Raw genomic sequence first — 20,331 nt, 5'->3', positions numbered from 1 at the left:
GAGAAGAATATGTCAGCTTTCGCTGACCAGAATCACGCACCAAGTCTCACGTGCGTTCGACTTGAATGGTGGAGAAATCAGACTTATATCAATGGTGAGATATGATCTCCCATATGAAATGGAAGGAAACGGACAGTAAGTGGGAACAATATATGAAAATGAAGCGCCGGTGGAGCGTGTCATTCTGGTGGCCATCAGTGAACGGGATGGAGACGATACCGTTGCTTCCTTGGAAGAACTGGCAGAGCTTGCGGCAACTGCAGGAGCTGAGGTAGTCGGAACCGTGATCCAGAATTTGGAACATATGAATCCGGGCACTTATGTGGGAAGCGGAAAATTAGAAGAGATCCGCGACATGATCTGGGAAAAAGAGGCAACCGGAATCATCTGTGATGATGAGCTTTCACCGATTCAGATGAAAAATATGGAGCAGGTGCTGGACAGCAAGGTAATGGATCGTACGTTGCTGATCCTGGATATTTTTGCGGCAAGAGCAAGAACCAGTGAAGGTAAGATTCAGGTAGAACTGGCACAGTTAAAATACCGGGCAAGCCGTCTGGCAGGTTTTGGTCGTTCCATGTCCCGTCTGGGTGGTGGAATCGGAACGAGAGGACCGGGTGAGAAAAAACTGGAGATCGACCGTCGTTTGATCGGACACAGAACCGCTCAGTTAAACCGGGAATTAAAAGAAGTGGTACGGCATCGTGAACTGACCAGAAGCCAGCGTATGAAAAGCCATACAAAAGTTGCGGCGATCGTGGGTTATACCAATGCTGGAAAATCTACGCTGTTAAATACACTGACCAATGCGGGTGTACTGGAGGAGGATCAGCTTTTTGCAACACTGGATCCGACCACCCGTGTACTGGAGCTGGAGAATCATCAGAATCTGATGCTGACAGATACCGTTGGATTTATCCGGAAACTGCCGCATCATCTGGTAGATGCCTTTAAGAGTACACTGGAAGAAGCAAAATATGCAGATTTTATCGTGCATGTGGTAGATGCTTCGAATCCACAGTGGGATACACAGATGCATGTAGTTTATGCGACATTACAGGATCTTGGTGTAACCGATAAGAAGATCATTACTTTATTTAATAAATGCGATCGTGTGACCGGAGAAGAAATTTTACAGGATTTTCGTGCAGATAAGACGTTGCGGATCTCTGCAAAAACCGGTCAGGGACTGGATACCTTAAAGGAAGTATTTGAAGATTTGCTGCGGGATGGAAAAGTACTGCTGAAACATACATTTCCGTATGAAAAAGCAGGAGAAATTCAGAAAATTCGAAAATACGGAGAATTGCTGAAAGAGGAATATACGCCGGATGGTATTTATGTGGAAGCATATGTGCCGCCAGAGTTATAATGATGGTAAAATAAATCATAGTTCACATGCTATATGCACAGAAAATGTGGAAACACAGTATTGTGAAAAACGAATAACAGCGGAAAGGAAGACTGTCGGGGATGAAACTTTTAATTAAAAATGGAACCGTGATCAATCCGGGAGACAGGAAGATCACAAAGGCAGATGTACTGGTAACAGATGGTGTGATCAGCAAGGTTGCACCTGGTCTGAAGGATACAGCAGATGAGACATACGATGCGAAAGGCTGCTATGTTATGCCGGGATTTATCGATCTGCACGTACATTTGCGTGATCCGGGACTGGAGTACAAAGAGGATATTCAGACCGGAGGCGCTGCTGCACTGCATGGTGGATTTACGACCATCGTGGCAATGCCGAACACAAAACCGGTGGCAGATAAACCGGATGTGATCAATTATGTTAAACACAAAGCCGAGGCAGTTACAAAAGTACATGTGCTGCAGGCAGGTGCGGTGACAAAGGGACAGAAAGGCGAAGAACTTTCCGATATCCGTGGAATGGCAGCCGCAGGAAGCCCTGCCATCAGCGAGGACGGCAAATCTGTTATGAATGCACAGCTTTACCGGGAAGGTATGAAGATAGCAGCAGAAGAAGGACTGGCAGTGTTAGCACACTGTGAAGATATTAACATGGTACACGGTGGTGTGCTGAATGCAGATGTAAAATCAAAAGAGCTTGGTTTTGCAGGCATTACAAACTCTGTAGAAGATGTTATCGTGGCAAGAGATATCCTGCTGGCAAAAGAAACCGGTGTGCGTCTGCATCTGTGCCATTGCTCCACAAAAGACAGTGTGCGCATGGTAGAACTGGCAAAAGAAGAAGGACTTCCGGTAACTGCAGAGGTCTGCCCGCATCATTTCTGTATGACTTCCGATGATATCACAGAAGATGATGCAAATTATAAGATGAACCCACCACTTCGTACCAAAGAGGATGTGGAAGCGTTAAAGAAAGGTCTGGCAGATGACATCATGGATGTGATCGCTACCGATCATGCACCGCATGCAGCCAGAGAAAAAGAACAGGGCATTCAGAAAGCTCCGTTTGGAATCGTTGGATTGGAGACAGCAGCAGCCCTCACCTATACAGAACTGGTAAAACCGGGCATTTTGACTCCGATGCAGATGGCAGAGAAGATGAGCTACAATCCGGCAAAAGTACTTGGCCTGAAAAAAGGTACTGTGGCAGAAGGAAGCCATGCGGATCTGACGATTTTTGACCCGGAATATGAGTGGGTGATTGATCCGGCAGAATTTTTATCCAAGGGTAAAAATACACCGTTTGGCGGCAAAAAAGTAATCGGAAAAGTCATGGCAACTATCGTAGATGGCGAGATCGCATATCGGGAGAAATAGTGCGGACTTTCAGAAAAAGCAAGTTACAAAATAGCTGATATTTAAAAAAACGAAAATTACAGTTTAAACGTATTAGTTATAAAATAGCTATTTGACTATAAGTACGTGGATTACGAATATCAGCTTTATAGAATAATTTCATAAAGAGGAGAACGAGACACAATGATCAACAAGTTAGTAGAAAAAATCAAAAAAACAGGTGCACCGATTGTAGTCGGCTTAGATCCGATGCTTTCTTATGTTCCGGAGCATATTCAGAAAAAATCTTTTGCTGAGTATGGCGAGACACTGGAAGGTGCAGCAGATGCAATCTGGCAGTACAACAAACAGATTATCGACAGCACATATGATCTGATCCCGGCAGTAAAACCGCAGATCGCCATGTATGAGCAGTTTGGTGTGGAAGGTCTGAAAGCATTCCAGAAAACCGTTGATTATTGTCATGAGAAAGATCTGGTTGTCATCGGCGATGTAAAACGTGGAGATATCGGATCCACATCCGCTGCATACGCAACCGGACATCTTGGAAAAGTCCAGGTGGGAAGCAAGACATACAGCACGTTCAACGAGGATTTCGCAACTGTAAATCCATACCTTGGAACAGACGGTATCAAACCATTTGCAGATGTCTGCAAAGAGGAGAAAAAAGGTCTGTTTATCCTTGTAAAAACATCCAATCCGTCCAGCGGTGAGTTCCAGGATCGTCTGATCGACGGAAAACCGTTATACGAGCATGTAGCTGAGAAAGTTGCTGCATGGGGCGAGGATGTAATGGGTGATGAGTACAGCTACATCGGAGCTGTTGTAGGAGCTACTTATCCGGAAGTTGGTAAAGTATTACGTCAGGTAATGCCAAAGAGCTTCATTCTGGTACCGGGTTACGGCGCACAGGGTGGAAAAGGCAAAGATCTGACTCATTATTTCAATAAAGATGGTCTGGGCGCAATCGTAAACTCCTCCAGAGGAATCATTGCAGCTTACAAACAGGAGAAATACGCACAGTTTGGCGCAGAGAACTTCGCAGATGCTTCCCGTCAGGCAGTCATCGACATGATCGAGGATATCGCTTCCGCATTGAAATAAGGAGAACAACATGGCAGAAAAATTTAAAGAGCAGGCGGTAGTTATCAGCCAGGAGCAGATTGCTCCGGCGATTTACAGCCTGTGGATCAAGACAGATAAAATTGCGCAGTATGCAAAGGCAGGACAGTTTATTTCCATTTACTGTGACGACGGAAGCAGATTACTTCCGCGTCCGATCAGTATCTGCGAGATTGACAAAGAAGATTCTTCCCTGCATTTGGTATACCGTATCGCAGGCAAGGGAACTGCAGAATTTTCTGAAAAACAGACCGGAGATCACCTCTCCGTCATGGGACCGCTTGGAAATGGTTTCCCGTTAAAAGGGAAAAAAGCATTTCTGATCGGTGGTGGAATCGGAATTCCGCCAATTCTGGAGCTTGCAAAACAGTTAAATTGTGAGAAACAGATCGTCCTTGGATACCGCAACAGCGATATGTTCCTTCTGGACGAGTTTAAAAAACAGGGTGAAGTTTACATTGCCACAGAGGACGGCAGTGTTGGAACAAAAGGAAACGTGCTGGATGCGATCCGTGAAAATGCTTTAGATGCAGAAGTAATTTATGCATGTGGTCCGACTCCTATGCTTCGCGCATTGAAAAATTATGCAGCTGAGAACAATATTGAATGCTGGATTTCTATGGAAGAGAAGATGGCATGTGGCATCGGCGCATGTCTGGCATGTGTATGCAAATCCAAAGAAGTGGATGGACATACCAATGTACATAACAAACGTGTCTGCAAAGAGGGACCGGTATTTTTAGCAGAGGAGGTAGAACTGTAATGAACACAAAAGTAACGATTGCAGGAGTAACATTTGACAATCCGGTTATGGTTGCCTCCGGTACCTTCGGTTCCGGTGAGGAATTTTCTGAATTTGTAGACCTGAACCGTCTGGGCGCGGTAGTCACCAAAGGTGTGGCAAACGTTCCGTGGCCGGGTAACCCGACTCCGCGTATTGCGGAAGTATACGGCGGCATGCTCAATGCCATTGGTCTGCAGAATCCGGGGATTGATGTGTTTGTCTCCAGAGACATTCCGTTTTTGAAAAAATATGATACAAAGATCATTGTAAACGTATGTGGAAAATCCACCGAAGATTACTGTGAGGTTGTAGAGCGTCTGGCAGATCAGCCGGTCGATATGCTGGAGATCAACATTTCCTGCCCGAATGTCAAAGAGGGCGGAATCGCGTTCGGTCAGGATCCGAAAGCTGTTGAGGCAATCACAAGAGAAGTGAAAAAACATGCAAAACAGCCGGTGATCATGAAATTAAGCCCGAATGTTACAGACATTACTGTGATGGCAAAGGCAGCAGAGGCAGGCGGCGCAGATGCGCTGTCACTGATCAATACTCTGACAGGTATGAAGATTGATGTCAACAAACGTACTTTTGCGATTGCAAATAAAACCGGTGGCCTGTCCGGCCCGGCGGTACATCCGATTGCCGTACGTATGGTATATCAGGTGGCAAATGCTGTAAAACTTCCGATTATCGGAATGGGTGGTATCCAGAATACAGAGGATGCGCTGGAGCTGATGCTGGCTGGTGCAACTGCTGTCAGTGTCGGAACTGCTAATTTTGCAAATCCGATGGTGACGATGGAGATCGTGGATGGTATTGAGCAGTATATGCAGATGCATGGGGTTGCGGATATCAATGAACTTATTGGTTCTGTAAAATAAAATCTTGTTTGTCGTTTAAGGAACAAGATGAAAAAACTCCAATGCAGGCACGCCGGATTTCCTATCTTCGCTGCGCCGCTTATTTCCGACCGCTTCCGCGAACTCACCAACAGCAAAAACAGCTGTTGGCTCAGACACACTCACGCGGTCGGACTATGCTCGCTTCGATAACGGAAATCCGTCTACCGCCTTGCCTTGGAGTTTTTCCATCTTTGTTCCATTTACGCGCCGGCACCGCGTGCCACGCATGCACACAAGCTGATGACAAAATATTCGTTATGTCGCATGCGCAGATTTACATAGAGTAAAGAATGGCTGATTATTTCACAGCGTAAATAGAGAAAACGAAAAATCCTGTCAGGAAAAGCGATTCAGTGAGCGACTGATTTTCACAAGGTTTTGCGCGAACGTGAACCGACCAGCTTTTATAGGAGGTGGGAGTGAGCGCGATGAAACTGCAGTGAAATGAAGGTAGCGAACGTCTAGCTTTCTGACAGGATTCTTCGTTTTCTTAATTATATTAAAATTTTAGCCAAAACAATGACAAACAGGAATTTAAAGGCTAAATGAACCGGGAAATTAGGTATTCTGCCAATTCTGTTGGTTCATTTAAATCAAAGACTGGAAGATTTCCTGGCGCAGGCGCATATGGAAAATTGGCAACATATGCGATGGTATTTTCAAGATTGCCAACCGGTGTCTCATTATAATCTTTGCGTAGTAACTGGATTTTTGGTTGGGAGCCAAATTTGTAGCCTTCAATTAAAATGAGGTCTACATCGTGGATCTCAGAAAGCAACTGTTTCAGAGAAGGTTCTCCGGTAGCATGTGTCTGTATCTGTACAGTTTGCTCCGGACCACTTAAAATCATAGTATCCACACCTGCTTTTCGCAGACGATAACTGTCTTTACCAGGCTGATCAATTTCAAAACCGTGAGCATCATGCTTGATCAGTGCAATACGAAGCCCTTTTTCTTTCAGGCAGGCAACCAGTTTTTCCAGATAAGTTGTCTTTCCAGTTCCTGATTTTGCAGAGAATGAGACATAAGGAATTGTCTGTTCTGTTTGCGGGACAAAATCCGCAGGAAACAGTGCAGGCTGTTTTTCTGCCAGCATCTGCAGGGCATGATAGTAGGATGGCATGTCGTTCATATTATAAAAATGCTCCTGTGGAACAAGAATATCAGCGATGATAGTGTGCTCCGGTGTCAGAAGCTGACGCAGACGGTAGTTTTCCATCTGTATCATGCATTCAATGTTTGGAAGACATGTTTTTGCATAGGCAGCGGTAAGCGGCTGTTTGCCACGGGTTGGATGAACAAGCACGCAGGCATATTTTTCAGGAACTGTGTCAATAGACTGTTCCAACGTCTGGCATAATGTAAGGGCGGCATCCGTGTTTGTAAACGGTGCATCTACCGGTGTGAAAAACAACAAATCTTCAGAAACAGCAGAAAGACAGCTGTACAATCCTCCCAGCGGACCAATTTTTTCAATGCGGTCAGGAATTGCCTGACAAACCAGTTTTTCTGCCAGATTCATCCAGAAATCCGTCATTTTCGGAACGGATAAATATATTTTTTCAAAATTCGGGCGAAAGCGGCGGACCTGATATTCAATCAGAGTGTATTCACCAAAAGGCAGAAAAGCCTTGTTTGTGCCCATACGTGTGCTGAGTCCTCCGCAGAGAAGGACAAGTGCATGTGTCATATAATTATCTCCTTAATTTTCAAGACGCGAATGTGTCTGACTGATTCTTTATGCAGACATAAGCGTTGGCTGTATATAATAAATGTACGAGGTAAAATTCAAGTCGAACGCACGTGAGACTTGGTGCGTGATTCTGGTCAGCGAAAGCTGACATATTCTTCTCAGAATCACTGCACATCTACACTTCGTTCCGGTCGGCGCAAAACCATTGTCTCCCAGACAATGTGCGCCCCCGCGGAGCGTTTATCTCAGTCGGAGATTGTACTCCCACTGAGAAAGACTTGTTATTACTCACCACTTGCAGAAGTGGGAGTCTTCTCGACTGAGATAAATTGAAATAAAAAAATAGCTGCAACGTCTATTCTTTTGTGTTATCCTAAATGCACACAGTTATGATTCTGCATAACGGTACAAGTATCTTAATAACCATCAGGTTTCAGAAATTCGGAAGCTCATATATCGAGTATATTCCAAATGATGAACAAAAAGCAATAGAAAAAGGGGAGAAAATATTATGCGTCTTACAACTTTATGTTACATAGAAAAAGATGAAAAATACCTGATGCTTCACCGCACGAAAAAGAAAAAAGATGAAAATCACGACAAGTGGATTGGTGTCGGTGGAAAGTTTGAAGCGGGAGAATCACCGGATGAGTGTGTGATCCGTGAAGTAAAAGAAGAAACAGGACTGACTTTGACAAAGTACCAGTTTCGTGGGATTGTGACGTTCTGTTCTGATGAATGGGAAGATGAATACATGCATCTTTTTACGGCAACGGAATTTGAGGGCAATTTAATTGAGTGTAACGAGGGAACGTTGGAATGGGTGGACAAGGAAAAAGTGTTATCACTTCCAACCTGGGAAGGTGACCATTTGTTTTTAGAACGTCTGCTATCCGGAAATCCATCATTCTTTTCATTAAAAGTCGAATATGAGGGGGACAGACTGGCGAAATGGAAGTTCTTTACATAAAAATGATTTACAGAGACTAAAAAATAATGCAGAACATAATGAGTCTGGTATTTAAATGCGTGCAGGATACGTAAAAGTTTGCATGTCAAATTACAGATAGGTTTAAATTGGAAAAATAGTAAAAAGACAGATTTATTTCCGTATATGACTATGAAGAAAAGTCATCTATATAGAAACAAATCTGTCTTTTAATTATTAATTTATGAGATATTTAATATTCACATTTCCAGAAAAATGCACTGTACGGAGGAAGTTCACTGCCACCACCAAAATCATGTTTATTTCCGGTAATCAGGTCGATGGCGGTACCACATCCGGCATCAAAATGAGCGGTATACGGTTCGCCATCTGCATTGATGGCAACGAAAACACGTTCAGAATCTGTTTTTCGCTCAAAAATGCACTGGCGGTTTGTCAGTACGACAGAACGGAAATCACCGTAATTTAAGGCGTTGCTTGCCTTTTTTGCAGCAGCAAGTTTGGAAATCCATGCGGTCAGATCATTTTCAACCGGTGCATCGAAGCAGGCGCGTAAAGCCGGATCGCCTTCGCTTTTGTTTGCTTTTGCACCCCATTCACTTCCGTAGTAAACGCATGGAATACCCGGCATACCAAAACAGAGGGCATAGATCAGCGGCAGATGATGCTCATTGGTCAGATTGCTGGCAATACGGCTGACATCGTGATTGTCTACAAAGCAGAGCAGATGTTTGCCACGATAAAGTGTCCAGTTTTCGGGACCAAACTGACGCAGGAGAGAGTGTACGATCTCAAACATATTCATGGAGTTGAAGCTGGAGAACAGTCCCTTGTAACATTCGTAGTTTGTGGCAGAATGCAGCATGGAATCATTCATCAGGCGGTTGTAATCGCCGTGAAGCATTTCTCCTACCAGGAAGAAATCCGGTTTCAGACTGTCACAGAAGGACCGGAGTTCCCGGACAAAATTTTCATCCAGACAGTAAGCCACATCCAGACGCAGACCGTCGATATCAAATTCTTCCACCCAGCTTCGGATGCTGTCAAAAATATGCTGTTTGACATCCGGATGGCAGAGGTTTAATTTTACAAGGTCATAATTGCCTTCCCAGCCCTCATACCAGAGCCCGTCATTGTAGTTGGAATTGCCGTCAAAACTGATATGGAACCAGTCTTTGTACGGGGAATCCCAGCGTTTTTCCAGCACATCCTGAAATGCCCAGAAGCCGCGGCCGACATGATTGAACACACCGTCTAATACGACTTTGATGCCTTCTTTATGTAATGCCTTGCAGACATCGGCAAAGTCGTTATTTGTGCCGAGACGCACATCAATTTTTCGGAAATCCCTGGTATTGTATCCATGAGTATCGGATTCAAATACCGGTGAAAAATAAATGGCATTCGCACCGAGATTTTTGATGTGTGGAATCCAGTCAATGACCTTTCGGATGCGAGGTGTCAGCACACCGTCGTTTTCAAAAGGTGCTCCGCAGAATCCCAATGGATAAATTTGATAAAATACACTTTCGTAAGCCCACATAGTTCAAGCCCTCATTTCTTAAAAATACATAAGATCCAGTCTGTTTTTTACACAAGAGCACCGAGATTTTCCTATATAAATAACAGCTGAATTTGAAATCATAAAATTTAATACCTCTGCTCTGGATACATTTGTTTTGTTTCGTACCCTAAAAGGCAGGGGCATACGTTGTCTGATCTATTATTTCAGATCTGCTGCATCTACATCGATCAGAGATGATGTACAGTTCGGGCAGCGTGTTGCCTCAATGCTGATCTCAGACATACAGTACGGACACTTCTTTGTGGTCGGTTCTGCCGGAGCTTCCGGTGCCGGTTTGCGCAGTTTGTTCAAAAACTTCACGATACAGAAGACAACCAGTGCCATGATGATAAAATTGATCACGTTGGAGATAAAGGAACCGTATTTGAATACAGCGGCACCTGCTTTTTCCGCAGCGTCCAGTGTCTCATAATGAGAACCGTCCAGAGTGAGAAACAGATTGGAAAAATCAATCTTTCCGGTGAAAATTCCGAGAATCGGATTGATGATGTCATTTACCAGAGAATTTACGATGCCGGTAAATGCACTGCCGATGATCATACCAATGGCAAGATCCATCATGTTGCCCTTTAAGGCAAACTCTTTGAATTCCTGAATGAATTTTTTCATATACTACATATCCTCCTTATGTATGGCGATGTGTTTTTTGAAAAAGATCATCGCGACCGTAATGAAATAAGTATACCATAGGTTATTGGCTTTGTGTACAATAGAACAGCTAAAATTCGGCAATTTCTGAGCAAATTGTGGAAAATGACGCTATATAACTGGTAAGACCAGGATTAGTGGTGACAAACGCAAAAAGCTATGATACACTTTGATAGAGAAAATGTTGCATAATATATGATTATAATGAGCGCAAGAGAGTCAACATGCTTGCATGATTGACGACCGGCGAATGTTGATCATAAGCCGGTTTTGCTTATGATATAATATTGAATGAAAGTGGGAGATGAAGCTATGACAATTGTTACTACGATGTGTAAACTATTAATTGCAATGCTGATTGGTTTTTATCTGTTTAAGAAGAACATTTTGACCAAAGAAGTAAATGCAAAACTTTCCAGTATGATCGTGCAGATCACCTGTCCGTGTATTATTTTAAACAGTCTTTCTACGGTTTCACACGATGATACAGGGATGGTTTTGAAACTGTTTCTGGCAGGCGTGGTAATGTACGTGATCTTTCCGATTCTGGCCTGGATCATTACAAAAATCATGCGTGTACCGGCGCATTTGCGTGGAACATACATGTGTATGCTCATTTTTTCAAACAACTCCTTCATGGGTTATCCGGTCGTACAGGCTCTGTATGGCGACAGTGCGATTTTTTATATCACGATCTTTAACATGCCGTTCAGTATCCTGTTTTTCTCTATGGGACTGCATTTGCTGAAAAAAGATGCGGCTATCGAGTCCGGAAATTTTGTAAAGGAAAAACTGAATTTCCGCAGTTTCATTAATAACGGAATTATTGCCTCCGTTGCGTCATTGGTTATTTATTTTGCAAATATTCCGATGCCGGATATTTTCTATGCCTGCGTGGGATTCGTTGGAAATATCACAACACCGTTATCCATGATCATCATTGGAGCGTCCATGGCAGCAGCATCCTTTGGTGAAATTAAAAAGGAACGTGGAATCTGGCCGATGCTTCCAATCCGTTTGGCAGTGATGCCGGTGATCGTATGGTTCTTCATGCATCTGGTAACAAAAGACGTGACACTGATCAATATCTGTACCATTGGTGCAGGAATGCCGGTGGCTTCTCTGGTTGCAATGGGTGCGGCACCGTATCCAAGACAGAGCCGGTCGGCATCTATTGGTGTGGCGATCTCTACCATTGTGTCACTGGTGACGATACCGATCATGGCGGTATTGCTGGGAGCGTAAAGTAGTGGTACAATGTCTGACATAGAGCAAAAGTTATCGTGAGGAGGAGCGTATCATGTATCAGGCAAAAGAAACAAGATATGACAAAATGGTGTACAATCGCTGTGGAAACAGTGGCTTGAAGCTTCCGGAGGTCTCCCTTGGATTCTGGCACAACTTCGGGGACACAGGTGTTTACGAGAACATGCGTCAGATGGTATTTACTGCTTTTGACAATGGTATCACACATTTTGATCTGGCAAATAATTACGGTCCGGAGTACGGCAGTGCGGAGGCAAATGTCGGAAAACTCCTGAAGGAGAATTTCAGACCATACCGTGATGAATTGATCATCAGTACCAAAGCCGGTTACGATATGTGGAAAGGTCCATATGGCGACTGGGGCAGCCGCAAATATCTGCTGGCAAGCCTGGATCAGAGTTTACAGAGACTGGGACTTGATTACGTCGATATTTATTATCATCATCGGATGGATCCGAATACACCGCTGGAGGAGACCATGGGAGCTCTGGATCAGGCGGTAAAAAGTGGAAAAGCACTGTATGCAGGTATTTCTAATTATGATGGTGAGACGATGAAACGTGCGGCAGCGATCATGAGAGAACTGCATTGTCCGTTTGTGATCAATCAGAACCGTTATTCTATTTTTGATCGTACCATTGAGCAGAATGGTTTGAAACAGGCAGCGCAGGAAGAAGGCAAGGGAATCATCGCATTCAGTCCACTGGCGCAGGGCATGTTGACAGATCGTTATCTGAATGGCATTCCGGCAGACAGCCGTGTCAACACCGATGGTCGTTTCCTGAAAAAAGAGCAGTTTACAGACAGCAAGATACATCAGATTCAGGCGTTGAATGAGATTGCAAAACAGCGTGGTGAAAGTCTGGCGCAGATGGCGTTGAAATGGGTATTAAAAGATGATGTGGTGACAAGTGTCCTGATTGGAGCATCCAAGCCGCAGCAGATTTTAGATAATATCAAAGTGATTGAAAGCGCAGGATTTACAGATGAAGAGATCCGCTTGATCGATGAAATTTCCGGGAATTAGATTCAAGAATGCTCCGGCATTCTTGTAGAAATATACGATAGAAAAGGAATGGGGAGCAGGTGGAAACATCTGCTTTCCTTATGAAAATGAACAACAGGAGTAAAAAACATGGTGTGGATTGTAGTGTGTATCATTGCTGCAGTAATTATATGTGGATGGTTTGCCATCGGATATGTCGGATTCAGAACCGCCATCTGTCGTGGACATGAATTGAATATCAATGACCGGGAAGCCCTAAAAGGCACCGCCTGGGATCAGTATTATGATGAGATTCAGGAAGGAATTGCCTGGATCAACCAGCAGAAAGCAGAGGATATCTACATTCAGTCCGAGGATGGCTTAAAGCTGCATGCGCGCCTGATGGATCAGCCGGGAGCGAAAGGAACGGTGTTGATGTTTCATGGTTATCGTACGCATCCGGAGGTGGATTTTTCCGCATCTTCTCATGTATATTACGAATGTGGAAACCGCATCGTACATATTGATCAGCGGGCAGCTGGCAAAAGTGAAGGAAAATACATTGGTTTTGGTGTCTTAGAGAGCCGCGACGGCTGTCTATGGGCGCAGTATATCGCAAACCGTTTCGGAACCGATCAGAAGATCATTCTGGCGGGATTATCCATGGGAGCTTCTACGGTGTTGATGTCGACTGCGCATCATGAGAACAAGCAGGTTCAAATAAATAGTTCATCTGGAGAGATACTGAATGTTTCCATGGAACTTCCGGAAAATGTCACCGGCATTGTTGCTGACAGTGCATTTTCTTCTCCATATGATATTATCAAAAAGCGGATTCGGACGACTTATCACTGCAAAGGAACGCTACTGACCATTGCAATCGGTATCTGGAGTCGTCTGCTGGCACATTATTCGCTGAAAGAATTATCTGTGCCGGAAGTGATGAAAAACAATACAATTCCGGTATTGCTGGTACATGGAACCGCAGACAGTAACGTTCCGGTGGAAATGACTGTGAAAGTTGCCGAAAACTGCCGGGCATCGAAAAAGGTGCTTCTGGTGGAAGGGGCAGAGCATGGAACCGGATATCTGGTAGATAATGAGGCTTATAAAAATGCGCTTCGGGAGTTTTGCTCCTGAGGCGTTTTTTATCCGATGAAGGAGGTTTCAGGTTTTGTTTATATAAAGCAATAGACATGTTGTGGATATGTGATAACGAAATTGTACCGTTCATGTGTGACATTCGCGTATTCGTATGGTATACTCAAAGGCAGGGAAAATAAAAAAAGACGATAAAAAAGGAGCAATGCAATGATAAGGGTAGGAATTATTACAGCCAGCGACAAAGGCTACCACGGAGAGCGCGAAGATCTCAGTGGAGCAAAAATCGCTGAAATTATGGAACAGCATGGATATGAGATCGCAAAAAAAGTGATTTTACCGGATGATCAGCAGATGCTGTCAGAAGAAATGGTCGCTATGAGTGAAGATAACATTCAGCTTGTACTGACCACCGGCGGAACCGGTTTTTCCAAACGCGATGTGACACCGGAAGCAACCAAAGCGGTGATTGAGCGGGAAGTACCGGGAATTCCGATGGCAATTTTACAATATTCTCTGACTATTACAGAGCGCGCCATGTTGTCACGGGCAGCAGCCGGCATCCGCGGAGAAACATTGATCATCAACTTGCCGGGCAGTCCGAAGGCAGTAGACGAGGCGTTGAACTACATTTTGCCATCTTTGAAGCATGGATTGGATATTTTACTTGGAAATGACGCCGAGTGCGCCAGAAAATAGTTGTTTAGGAGATATTAGGATATTATGAAACTGATCAAGACAGAAGACGCGGTAGGGCATGTACTCTGCCACGATATTACCCAGATAATAAAAGGCGTGACCAAAGATGCGGTATTTCGCAAAGGTCATGTGGTAAAAGAAGAAGATATTCCGGTGCTGTTGTCCGTTGGAAAAGAGCATCTATATGTATGGGAAAAAGATGATACCAAATGGCATGAAAACGAAGCTGCTGAGATTCTCTACGACATCTGTGCAGGTGCAAACATGCATCCGTCTGATATCAAAGAGGGAAAAATCGAACTGATCGCAGATATTGACGGCGTGTTAAAAATTCGCAGGGATGCGCTGGTGGCAGTGAACAGCCTTGGGGAGATGATGATCGCATCCCGCCATGGTGATTTCCCGGTAAAAGTGGGAGACAAGCTGGCAGGAACTAGAATCATTCCACTGGTCATTGAAAAAGAAAAAATGGAGCGTGCCAGAGAGGTAGGAGGCACCGAACCAATTTTTGAGATTCTTCCATATAAAAAGAAAAAATATGGCATTGTCACAACCGGAAGTGAAGTATTCAAGGGACGCATCAAAGACACCTTCAGTCCCGTTATCCGCGAAAAATTGGCAGAGTTTCCATCAGAGGAAATTGACCAGATTTATGTAGATGATGAAAAAGAGCATATTTTGGAAGCAATCAAGAAACAGATTGCAGCAGGCGCTGAGCTGATCATCTGTACCGGCGGTATGAGTGTCGATCCGGATGACTGTACGCCGTGGGCAATCATGTCTACCGGAGCAAGAGTTGTAAGCTACGGTGCACCGGTGCTTCCGGGCGCAATGATGCTTGTTTCCTATTATAAGAACGAAGCAGATGGCAGAATCATCCCGATCCTTGGACTTCCGGGCTGCGTTATGTATGCAAAACGTACGATTTTTGATCTGGTATTGCCGCGTGTGATGGCAGATGATGAGATTACCGCAGAGGATATTGCAAAACTGGGGGAAGGCGGTCTGTGTCTGAACTGTGGCGTCTGTACCTTCCCGAATTGTGGTTTTGGAAAGTAAGGAGTTGGAATCATGGCAGAATTAACGCATATCAACGAACAGGGCAGAGCCAAAATGGTCGATGTATCGGAGAAAGCCGACACAAAACGAATCGGCATTGCCTCCGGACACATCTGCATGCAGCCGGAGACCTTTACCCTGATCACAGATGGAAAAATAAAAAAAGGCGATGTACTGGCAGTCGCACAGGTAGCTGGAATTATGGCAGCAAAAAAAACATGGGAGATCATCCCAATGTGCCACCCGTTATTACTGACCGGCGTAGACATTCATTTTGAACTGCATCCGGAAGTATCAGAGATTGAAGCCATTGCTTCTGTGCGAACAACCGGAAAGACCGGAATCGAGATGGAAGCACTGCATGCAGTCTCCGCGGCACTGTTAACAATTTATGACATGTGCAAGGCAGTAGACCGTGGCATGGTGATCAAAGACATCCTGCTGTTGGAAAAAGATGGCGGAAAATCCGGTCATTATGTTAGAAGTTAAGAAAAACTAACTAAATGAGAAAACACTATCATTAACCCTCTTGACGGATCAAGAGGGTTAAAGTATACTAACCACATGCAAAAGATATCTGAGCAAACAACTAGGATATCGTAGATAGAATGTCAGGCGGATAAAGGCTCCGCCTTCTTTTAAAAACATAGGTTAGAATATGCTAATAAAAAATGAAGGAGACTAACATGAGCGTTGTAATTATTGGTGGGCATGAAAGAATGGAAACGCAGTACAAACAGATCTGCAAGCAGTATAAATGTAAAGCAAAAGTATTTACCAAAATGAAAACAGATCTGAAAAATAAAATTGGCAGCCCTGATCTGCTGATCCTTTTCACATCTACTGTTTCTCATAAAATGGTACATTGTGCAGTTGCAGAAGCAGAACGCAAAAATATTATTGTTGAGCGTTCCCACAGCAGCAGCGCCAGCGCATTAAACGGAATCCTTGAGCAGTACGCTTAATTTTAAAATAAAGTATTGAAAAAGAAATGAGATCATAAAAACTCATAATGAAAACAAAAAGCGTAAATAATATTTCTCAAACAGATCAATGATTTCTTAAATAGATCAATAGATGAGAGAAATATGACAACAAGGGGAGTATTTAGATATAGGAGGAGACAAGACATGCCAACAGAAGCCGTATTACATCGACTTTCCAGCAGAAAGATGACAGAAAGCCTGATGATGCAGATCATCCTGCATTGTGCACCGGTGTTAAAAAACGTAAAAATGTCATCCATGTTTACCGTTCCGGCAGCATATCTGAAATTTGTACGTTCCGTATTCAAAAATACCGGGATCAAAGTCAGATGTCTTTGCCAGGGAATGGGGCGTGCAGTCGTTTACGTATACCGGGAACAGGAAGTACAGCAATGTCTGGCAGATCCACAGGCCATAGTATTTTTACATACATATGGTTATGAAAGTACAGATGTGGATGCTTGTCTGAATCATTTAAGCCAGAGAGTTTCCCTGTCAGCACAGGGAGCAGAAAGTTATCCACATGAAATGGGAATTTTCCTTGGATATCCGTTGGAAGATGTCAGAGGTTTTATCCTTCATGAAGGAAAAGACAGCCGCTACACCGGATATTGGAAAGTATATGGCGATGTAGAACAGGCGAAACAGACTTTTCAGGCTTACGATAATGCAAAAGAGTGTGCCGTTGTAGAATTTATGGCAGGAAAACAGATGAAAGAGATTGCCTGTTAAAAAACACATAAAAACCTGGAAAAATGTGGTAATGACAACGGACGAAAAAGTAAAAACGTTTAATACTGTATATAAGCCAACGGATACTGGTTATCAGCAGCCGGGGCTATGTGCAGCATAAAATAAAAAAGTTAAATTAAGGAGACAAAGAAAATGGCAGAAGTAAAAATCATTTACTGGAGTGGTACAGGAAATACAGCAGCAATGGCACAGAGCGTTGCAGATGGTGTTACAGCAGCAGGTGCTGAGGCAAAAATCATCCCGGTTGAGAACGCAAGTGCAGCAGATATCGCAGATGTAAAAGCATTCGCACTTGGATGCCCGTCTATGGGAGCAGAGCAGTTAGAGGAATCTTCCATGGAGCCATTCGTAGATGAGATCCTTGGCAGCGTATCCGGCAAAAAAATCCTTTTATTCGGTTCTTACGGATGGGGTGATGGCGAATGGATGCGTAACTGGGTTGAGCAGATGACAGGCGCAGGCGCAGAGATGATCGAAGAAGAAGGTATCATCGCAAACGAAGCACCGGATGCAGATGCTCAGGCAGCATGCGAAGCAGCAGGAAAAGCTTTAGCTGCAAATGCATAAATAATATACAAAGTGCAGATCATACTACAATAATATTTAACCCCTGAATAAATTAATTGGTTGAAAACCACCCTTTCAAAAAGAGATAGACCGTCGTTCCCGGATCACGCTGGCGAATGGCGGTCTTTTTGGTGTAAAAAAATATTACAGTTCATACGCGCCATTCACAAAACGTCCTTTTAGGGCTTCTTCGTAGCTATGCTACTATTTTTGCTCATAAAAAGGCGTTTCCTTCATCAGTATGTACCAAGATATCTTCTCGTGCAAGCATGATCGATATCTGAATACATATGATGAGTGAACTGTAATGTTAAAAATTTCACACGACAAATCGTTGAAGTCTGGGTATTGCTTTTTTGCAAAATCTGGGCTATGATAGAAAAAGATTTTTCGCCAGAGAGAGTAAATGGGAAAAATCGAGTTGGGAACCTACGAAACAGGAGGAAAAAAGTGATGAATTTAGAAGAATTAAAAGTAGTTGATGCAGATGTCGCTGCAGCCATCGAAGCAGAGCTGGACCGTCAGAACAGCCACATCGAGCTGATCGCATCCGAGAACTGGGTCAGTGACGCAGTTATGGAAGCACAGGGAAGCATCATGACAAATAAATATGCAGAGGGTTATCCGGGAAAACGTTATTATGGCGGATGCCAGTGTGTAGATATCGTTGAGAATCTCGCCATTGAGCGTGCAAAAGAATTATTTGACGCTGAGTACGTTAATGTACAGCCACATTCCGGTGCACAGGCAAACATGGCAGTACAGTTCGCATTGCTTCAGCCGGGTGATACCGTAATGGGTATGAACTTAGATCATGGCGGACATCTGACACACGGAAGCCCGGTAAACTTCTCCGGAACATACTTCCACATCGTACCTTACGGTGTAAACGATGAAGGCTTTATCGATTACGATAAAGTAGAAGAGATTGCTATGGAGTGCAAACCGAAAATGATCATCGCAGGCGCAAGTGCTTACGCAAGAACCATTGATTTTGCACGTTTCCGTGACATCGCAGACAAATGCGGCGCATACCTCATGGTAGATATGGCACACATTGCAGGACTGGTAGCAGCAGGACTTCATCCAAGCCCAATCCACTATGCAGACGTTGTTACAACTACCACGCATAAAACACTGCGTGGACCAAGAGGCGGCATGATCCTTGTTTCCAAAGAGTCCATGGAGAAAAATAACTTCAACTTCAACAAAGCAGTATTCCCGGGAATCCAGGGTGGTCCGCTGATGCATGTTATCGCAGCCAAAGCTGTTTGCTTCAAAGAAGCACTTCAGGATAGCTTCAAGACCTATCAGCAGGGTATCGTAGATAACGCACAGGCACTTTGCAAAGGACTGATGAACCGCGGTATCAAGATCGTATCCGGCGGTACAGATAACCACCTGATGCTGGTTGACCTGACACCGTTTGAACTGACAGGAAAAGCCATCGAGAAACTTCTGGATGAGGCTCATATCACAGCAAACAAGAACACCATCCCGAACGATCCGAAGTCCCCGTTTGTAACAAGCGGTATCCGTCTTGGAACACCGTCCGTTACATCCAGAGGCATGAACACAGAAGATATGGATCAGATTGCAGAGGCAATCTCCATCGTCATCAAAGAAGGCGAGGAAGGCGTTGCAAAAGCTCGCGCTATCGTAGATGCACTGACAGAGAAATATCCGCTGAAAAAATAATCAGTAAAATATCAGAATGATATGAAAAACTCCCGATTTTTAAAATTGGGAGTTTTTTTGAAGGCGTATATTGTTTCGGTAGCGTTGGAACGGGCAGGCAGAATGCCACAGGGAGAATTAGGAGAAAAGCTAAAACAGCAGGAAAATCTTGCACTTTACCGCTATATGAATCAGGATTACGCGTTACAGGAAATCGGGGAAGTGTTTACAGAAAAACAGATTCCATTTCTTCCGTTGAAAGGGTCCGTACTGCGTGAGGAATATCCGGAACCATGGCTTCGCACAAGCGGTGATATTGATATCCTGGTTCATGAGCAGGATGTGAAGCGCGCGTCACAGGTTTTAATGGAAATATGCGGTTTTTCCCGTGAAGGCGGCGATAAGAAAGATATCAGTTTTATGAGAGATGAGTGCGTGCATGTGAAATTACACCGCAATCTGATCCGTACAGATCTGATCCAAGCGTTACAGACCAGGGAAATCTGGGCACATGCAGCAAAATCAGAATCTGATTATCGGTACGAGATGGCAGGTGGAACCGGACAGTCACAGAATTGAAAGTAAATCGCTCTGTGGATCAGGAAACGCGGCAGAAAATCCGTGGGATGCTGGATAAATTAAACCTGGTAGACGGACAGTGGAGCGATGCTTTGAAAAAGTAACAAGAAAATGAGACTCTTAAATATATAGTTGGCGAAATTGCCGAAAATAAAAAAGAAAATGCGGATTGGTTGACTTTTCGTGTCGAAAAAGATAAACTATAGTATAGTTGTGCATAGTATGCGAGTCTTAGAATTGCAGGAG

The 20,331-nt window shown here is 44.0% G+C and carries 20 protein-coding genes; 17 read left to right on the top strand and 3 right to left on the bottom strand.

What is annotated here, in order from left to right:
• Positions 1-139: 139 nt before the first annotated feature.
• The 5 genes from hflX to DXB15_RS10070 all read left to right on the top strand — a co-directional run bounded on the left by hflX (position 140) and on the right by DXB15_RS10070 (position 5,517).
• A complete protein-coding gene (hflX, locus tag DXB15_RS10090; protein WP_118702887.1) occupies positions 140-1,372 on the top strand; it encodes a GTPase HflX in 1,233 nt (410 codons plus the stop codon).
• Positions 1,373-1,473: 101 nt separating this feature from the next.
• Positions 1,474-2,751: a dihydroorotase gene (locus DXB15_RS10085; protein WP_118702886.1), complete on the top strand. Its 1,278-nt coding sequence runs from the start codon at positions 1,474-1,476 to the stop codon at positions 2,749-2,751.
• 162 nt (positions 2,752-2,913) lie between these two features.
• On the top strand, positions 2,914-3,834 hold the full coding sequence (gene pyrF / locus DXB15_RS10080) for an orotidine-5'-phosphate decarboxylase (protein WP_109214853.1): 921 nt from the start codon (positions 2,914-2,916) through the stop codon (positions 3,832-3,834).
• Positions 3,835-3,844: 10 nt separating this feature from the next.
• Positions 3,845-4,615, top strand: a complete 771-nt coding sequence (locus DXB15_RS10075) for a dihydroorotate dehydrogenase electron transfer subunit (protein WP_109214854.1) — start codon at positions 3,845-3,847, stop codon at positions 4,613-4,615.
• Positions 4,615-5,517 (top strand): dihydroorotate dehydrogenase, encoded by a 903-nt coding sequence (locus DXB15_RS10070; protein ID WP_109214855.1) that lies wholly within the window; start codon positions 4,615-4,617, stop codon positions 5,515-5,517. Before DXB15_RS10075 ends, DXB15_RS10070 begins: the two co-directional genes overlap by 1 nt.
• Positions 5,518-6,079: 562 nt before the next feature.
• Here DXB15_RS10070 and mobB read toward each other — a convergent pair.
• The gene (gene mobB, locus DXB15_RS10065; RefSeq protein WP_118702885.1) at positions 6,080-7,228 is read right to left on the bottom strand and encodes a molybdopterin-guanine dinucleotide biosynthesis protein B; all 1,149 of its coding nucleotides are present in this window, start codon (positions 7,226-7,228) and stop codon (positions 6,080-6,082) included.
• 514 nt (positions 7,229-7,742) lie between these two features.
• Between mobB and DXB15_RS10060 the strand changes: the two genes are divergently transcribed.
• Positions 7,743-8,201, top strand: coding sequence for an NUDIX hydrolase (locus DXB15_RS10060; protein ID WP_109214857.1), 459 nt, complete (start codon positions 7,743-7,745; stop codon positions 8,199-8,201).
• Positions 8,202-8,412: 211 nt separating this feature from the next.
• Here the strand turns inward: DXB15_RS10060 and DXB15_RS10055 are convergent, their stop codons facing one another.
• Positions 8,413-9,723, bottom strand: coding sequence for an alpha-amylase family glycosyl hydrolase (locus DXB15_RS10055; protein ID WP_118702884.1), 1,311 nt, complete (start codon positions 9,721-9,723; stop codon positions 8,413-8,415).
• A 180-nt stretch (positions 9,724-9,903) separates the two neighbouring features.
• Entirely contained in the window at positions 9,904-10,374 is a 471-nt protein-coding gene (gene mscL, locus DXB15_RS10050) for a large conductance mechanosensitive channel protein MscL (RefSeq protein ID WP_109214859.1), read from the bottom strand.
• A gap of 351 nt (positions 10,375-10,725) precedes the next feature.
• On the opposite strand from mscL, the gene DXB15_RS10045 reads away from it, so the two are divergent.
• From DXB15_RS10045 to DXB15_RS09995, 11 genes are all read left to right on the top strand, one after another.
• On the top strand, positions 10,726-11,658 hold the full coding sequence (locus DXB15_RS10045) for an AEC family transporter (protein WP_158582245.1): 933 nt from the start codon (positions 10,726-10,728) through the stop codon (positions 11,656-11,658).
• A gap of 55 nt (positions 11,659-11,713) precedes the next feature.
• Positions 11,714-12,706 (top strand): aldo/keto reductase, encoded by a 993-nt coding sequence (locus tag DXB15_RS10040; protein ID WP_118702883.1) that lies wholly within the window; start codon positions 11,714-11,716, stop codon positions 12,704-12,706.
• A gap of 108 nt (positions 12,707-12,814) precedes the next feature.
• Positions 12,815-13,804: an alpha/beta hydrolase gene (locus DXB15_RS10035; protein ID WP_118702882.1), complete on the top strand. Its 990-nt coding sequence runs from the start codon at positions 12,815-12,817 to the stop codon at positions 13,802-13,804.
• 171 nt (positions 13,805-13,975) lie between these two features.
• The gene (locus tag DXB15_RS10030) at positions 13,976-14,464 is read left to right on the top strand and encodes a MogA/MoaB family molybdenum cofactor biosynthesis protein (protein ID WP_118702881.1); all 489 of its coding nucleotides are present in this window, start codon (positions 13,976-13,978) and stop codon (positions 14,462-14,464) included.
• Between the two features lie 24 nt (positions 14,465-14,488).
• A complete protein-coding gene (locus DXB15_RS10025) occupies positions 14,489-15,523 on the top strand; it encodes a molybdopterin-binding protein (protein ID WP_109214863.1) in 1,035 nt (344 codons plus the stop codon).
• A 12-nt stretch (positions 15,524-15,535) separates the two neighbouring features.
• Positions 15,536-16,012, top strand: a complete 477-nt coding sequence (moaC, locus tag DXB15_RS10020; RefSeq protein WP_109214864.1) for a cyclic pyranopterin monophosphate synthase MoaC — start codon at positions 15,536-15,538, stop codon at positions 16,010-16,012.
• A gap of 197 nt (positions 16,013-16,209) precedes the next feature.
• On the top strand, positions 16,210-16,488 hold the full coding sequence (locus tag DXB15_RS10015) for a DUF2325 domain-containing protein (RefSeq protein WP_109214865.1): 279 nt from the start codon (positions 16,210-16,212) through the stop codon (positions 16,486-16,488).
• Positions 16,489-16,653: 165 nt separating this feature from the next.
• Positions 16,654-17,241, top strand: coding sequence for a DUF3793 family protein (locus DXB15_RS10010; protein ID WP_158582244.1), 588 nt, complete (start codon positions 16,654-16,656; stop codon positions 17,239-17,241).
• Between the two features lie 153 nt (positions 17,242-17,394).
• Positions 17,395-17,829: a flavodoxin gene (locus DXB15_RS10005; RefSeq protein WP_109214867.1), complete on the top strand. Its 435-nt coding sequence runs from the start codon at positions 17,395-17,397 to the stop codon at positions 17,827-17,829.
• Between the two features lie 453 nt (positions 17,830-18,282).
• Positions 18,283-19,527, top strand: a complete 1,245-nt coding sequence (glyA, locus tag DXB15_RS10000) for a serine hydroxymethyltransferase (RefSeq protein WP_177957906.1) — start codon at positions 18,283-18,285, stop codon at positions 19,525-19,527.
• A 57-nt stretch (positions 19,528-19,584) separates the two neighbouring features.
• Positions 19,585-20,085, top strand: a complete 501-nt coding sequence (locus tag DXB15_RS09995; RefSeq protein ID WP_158582243.1) for a nucleotidyltransferase family protein — start codon at positions 19,585-19,587, stop codon at positions 20,083-20,085.
• Positions 20,086-20,331: the final 246 nt, after the last annotated feature.

It is taken from the genome of Roseburia sp. OM02-15 (assembly GCF_003481835.1).
Classification (GTDB): Bacteria; Bacillota; Clostridia; order Lachnospirales; family Lachnospiraceae; genus Eubacterium_I; species Eubacterium_I ramulus_A.
Note: the sequence above shows the minus strand (reverse complement) of the source record. Positions and strands in the feature narration are given on the sequence as shown.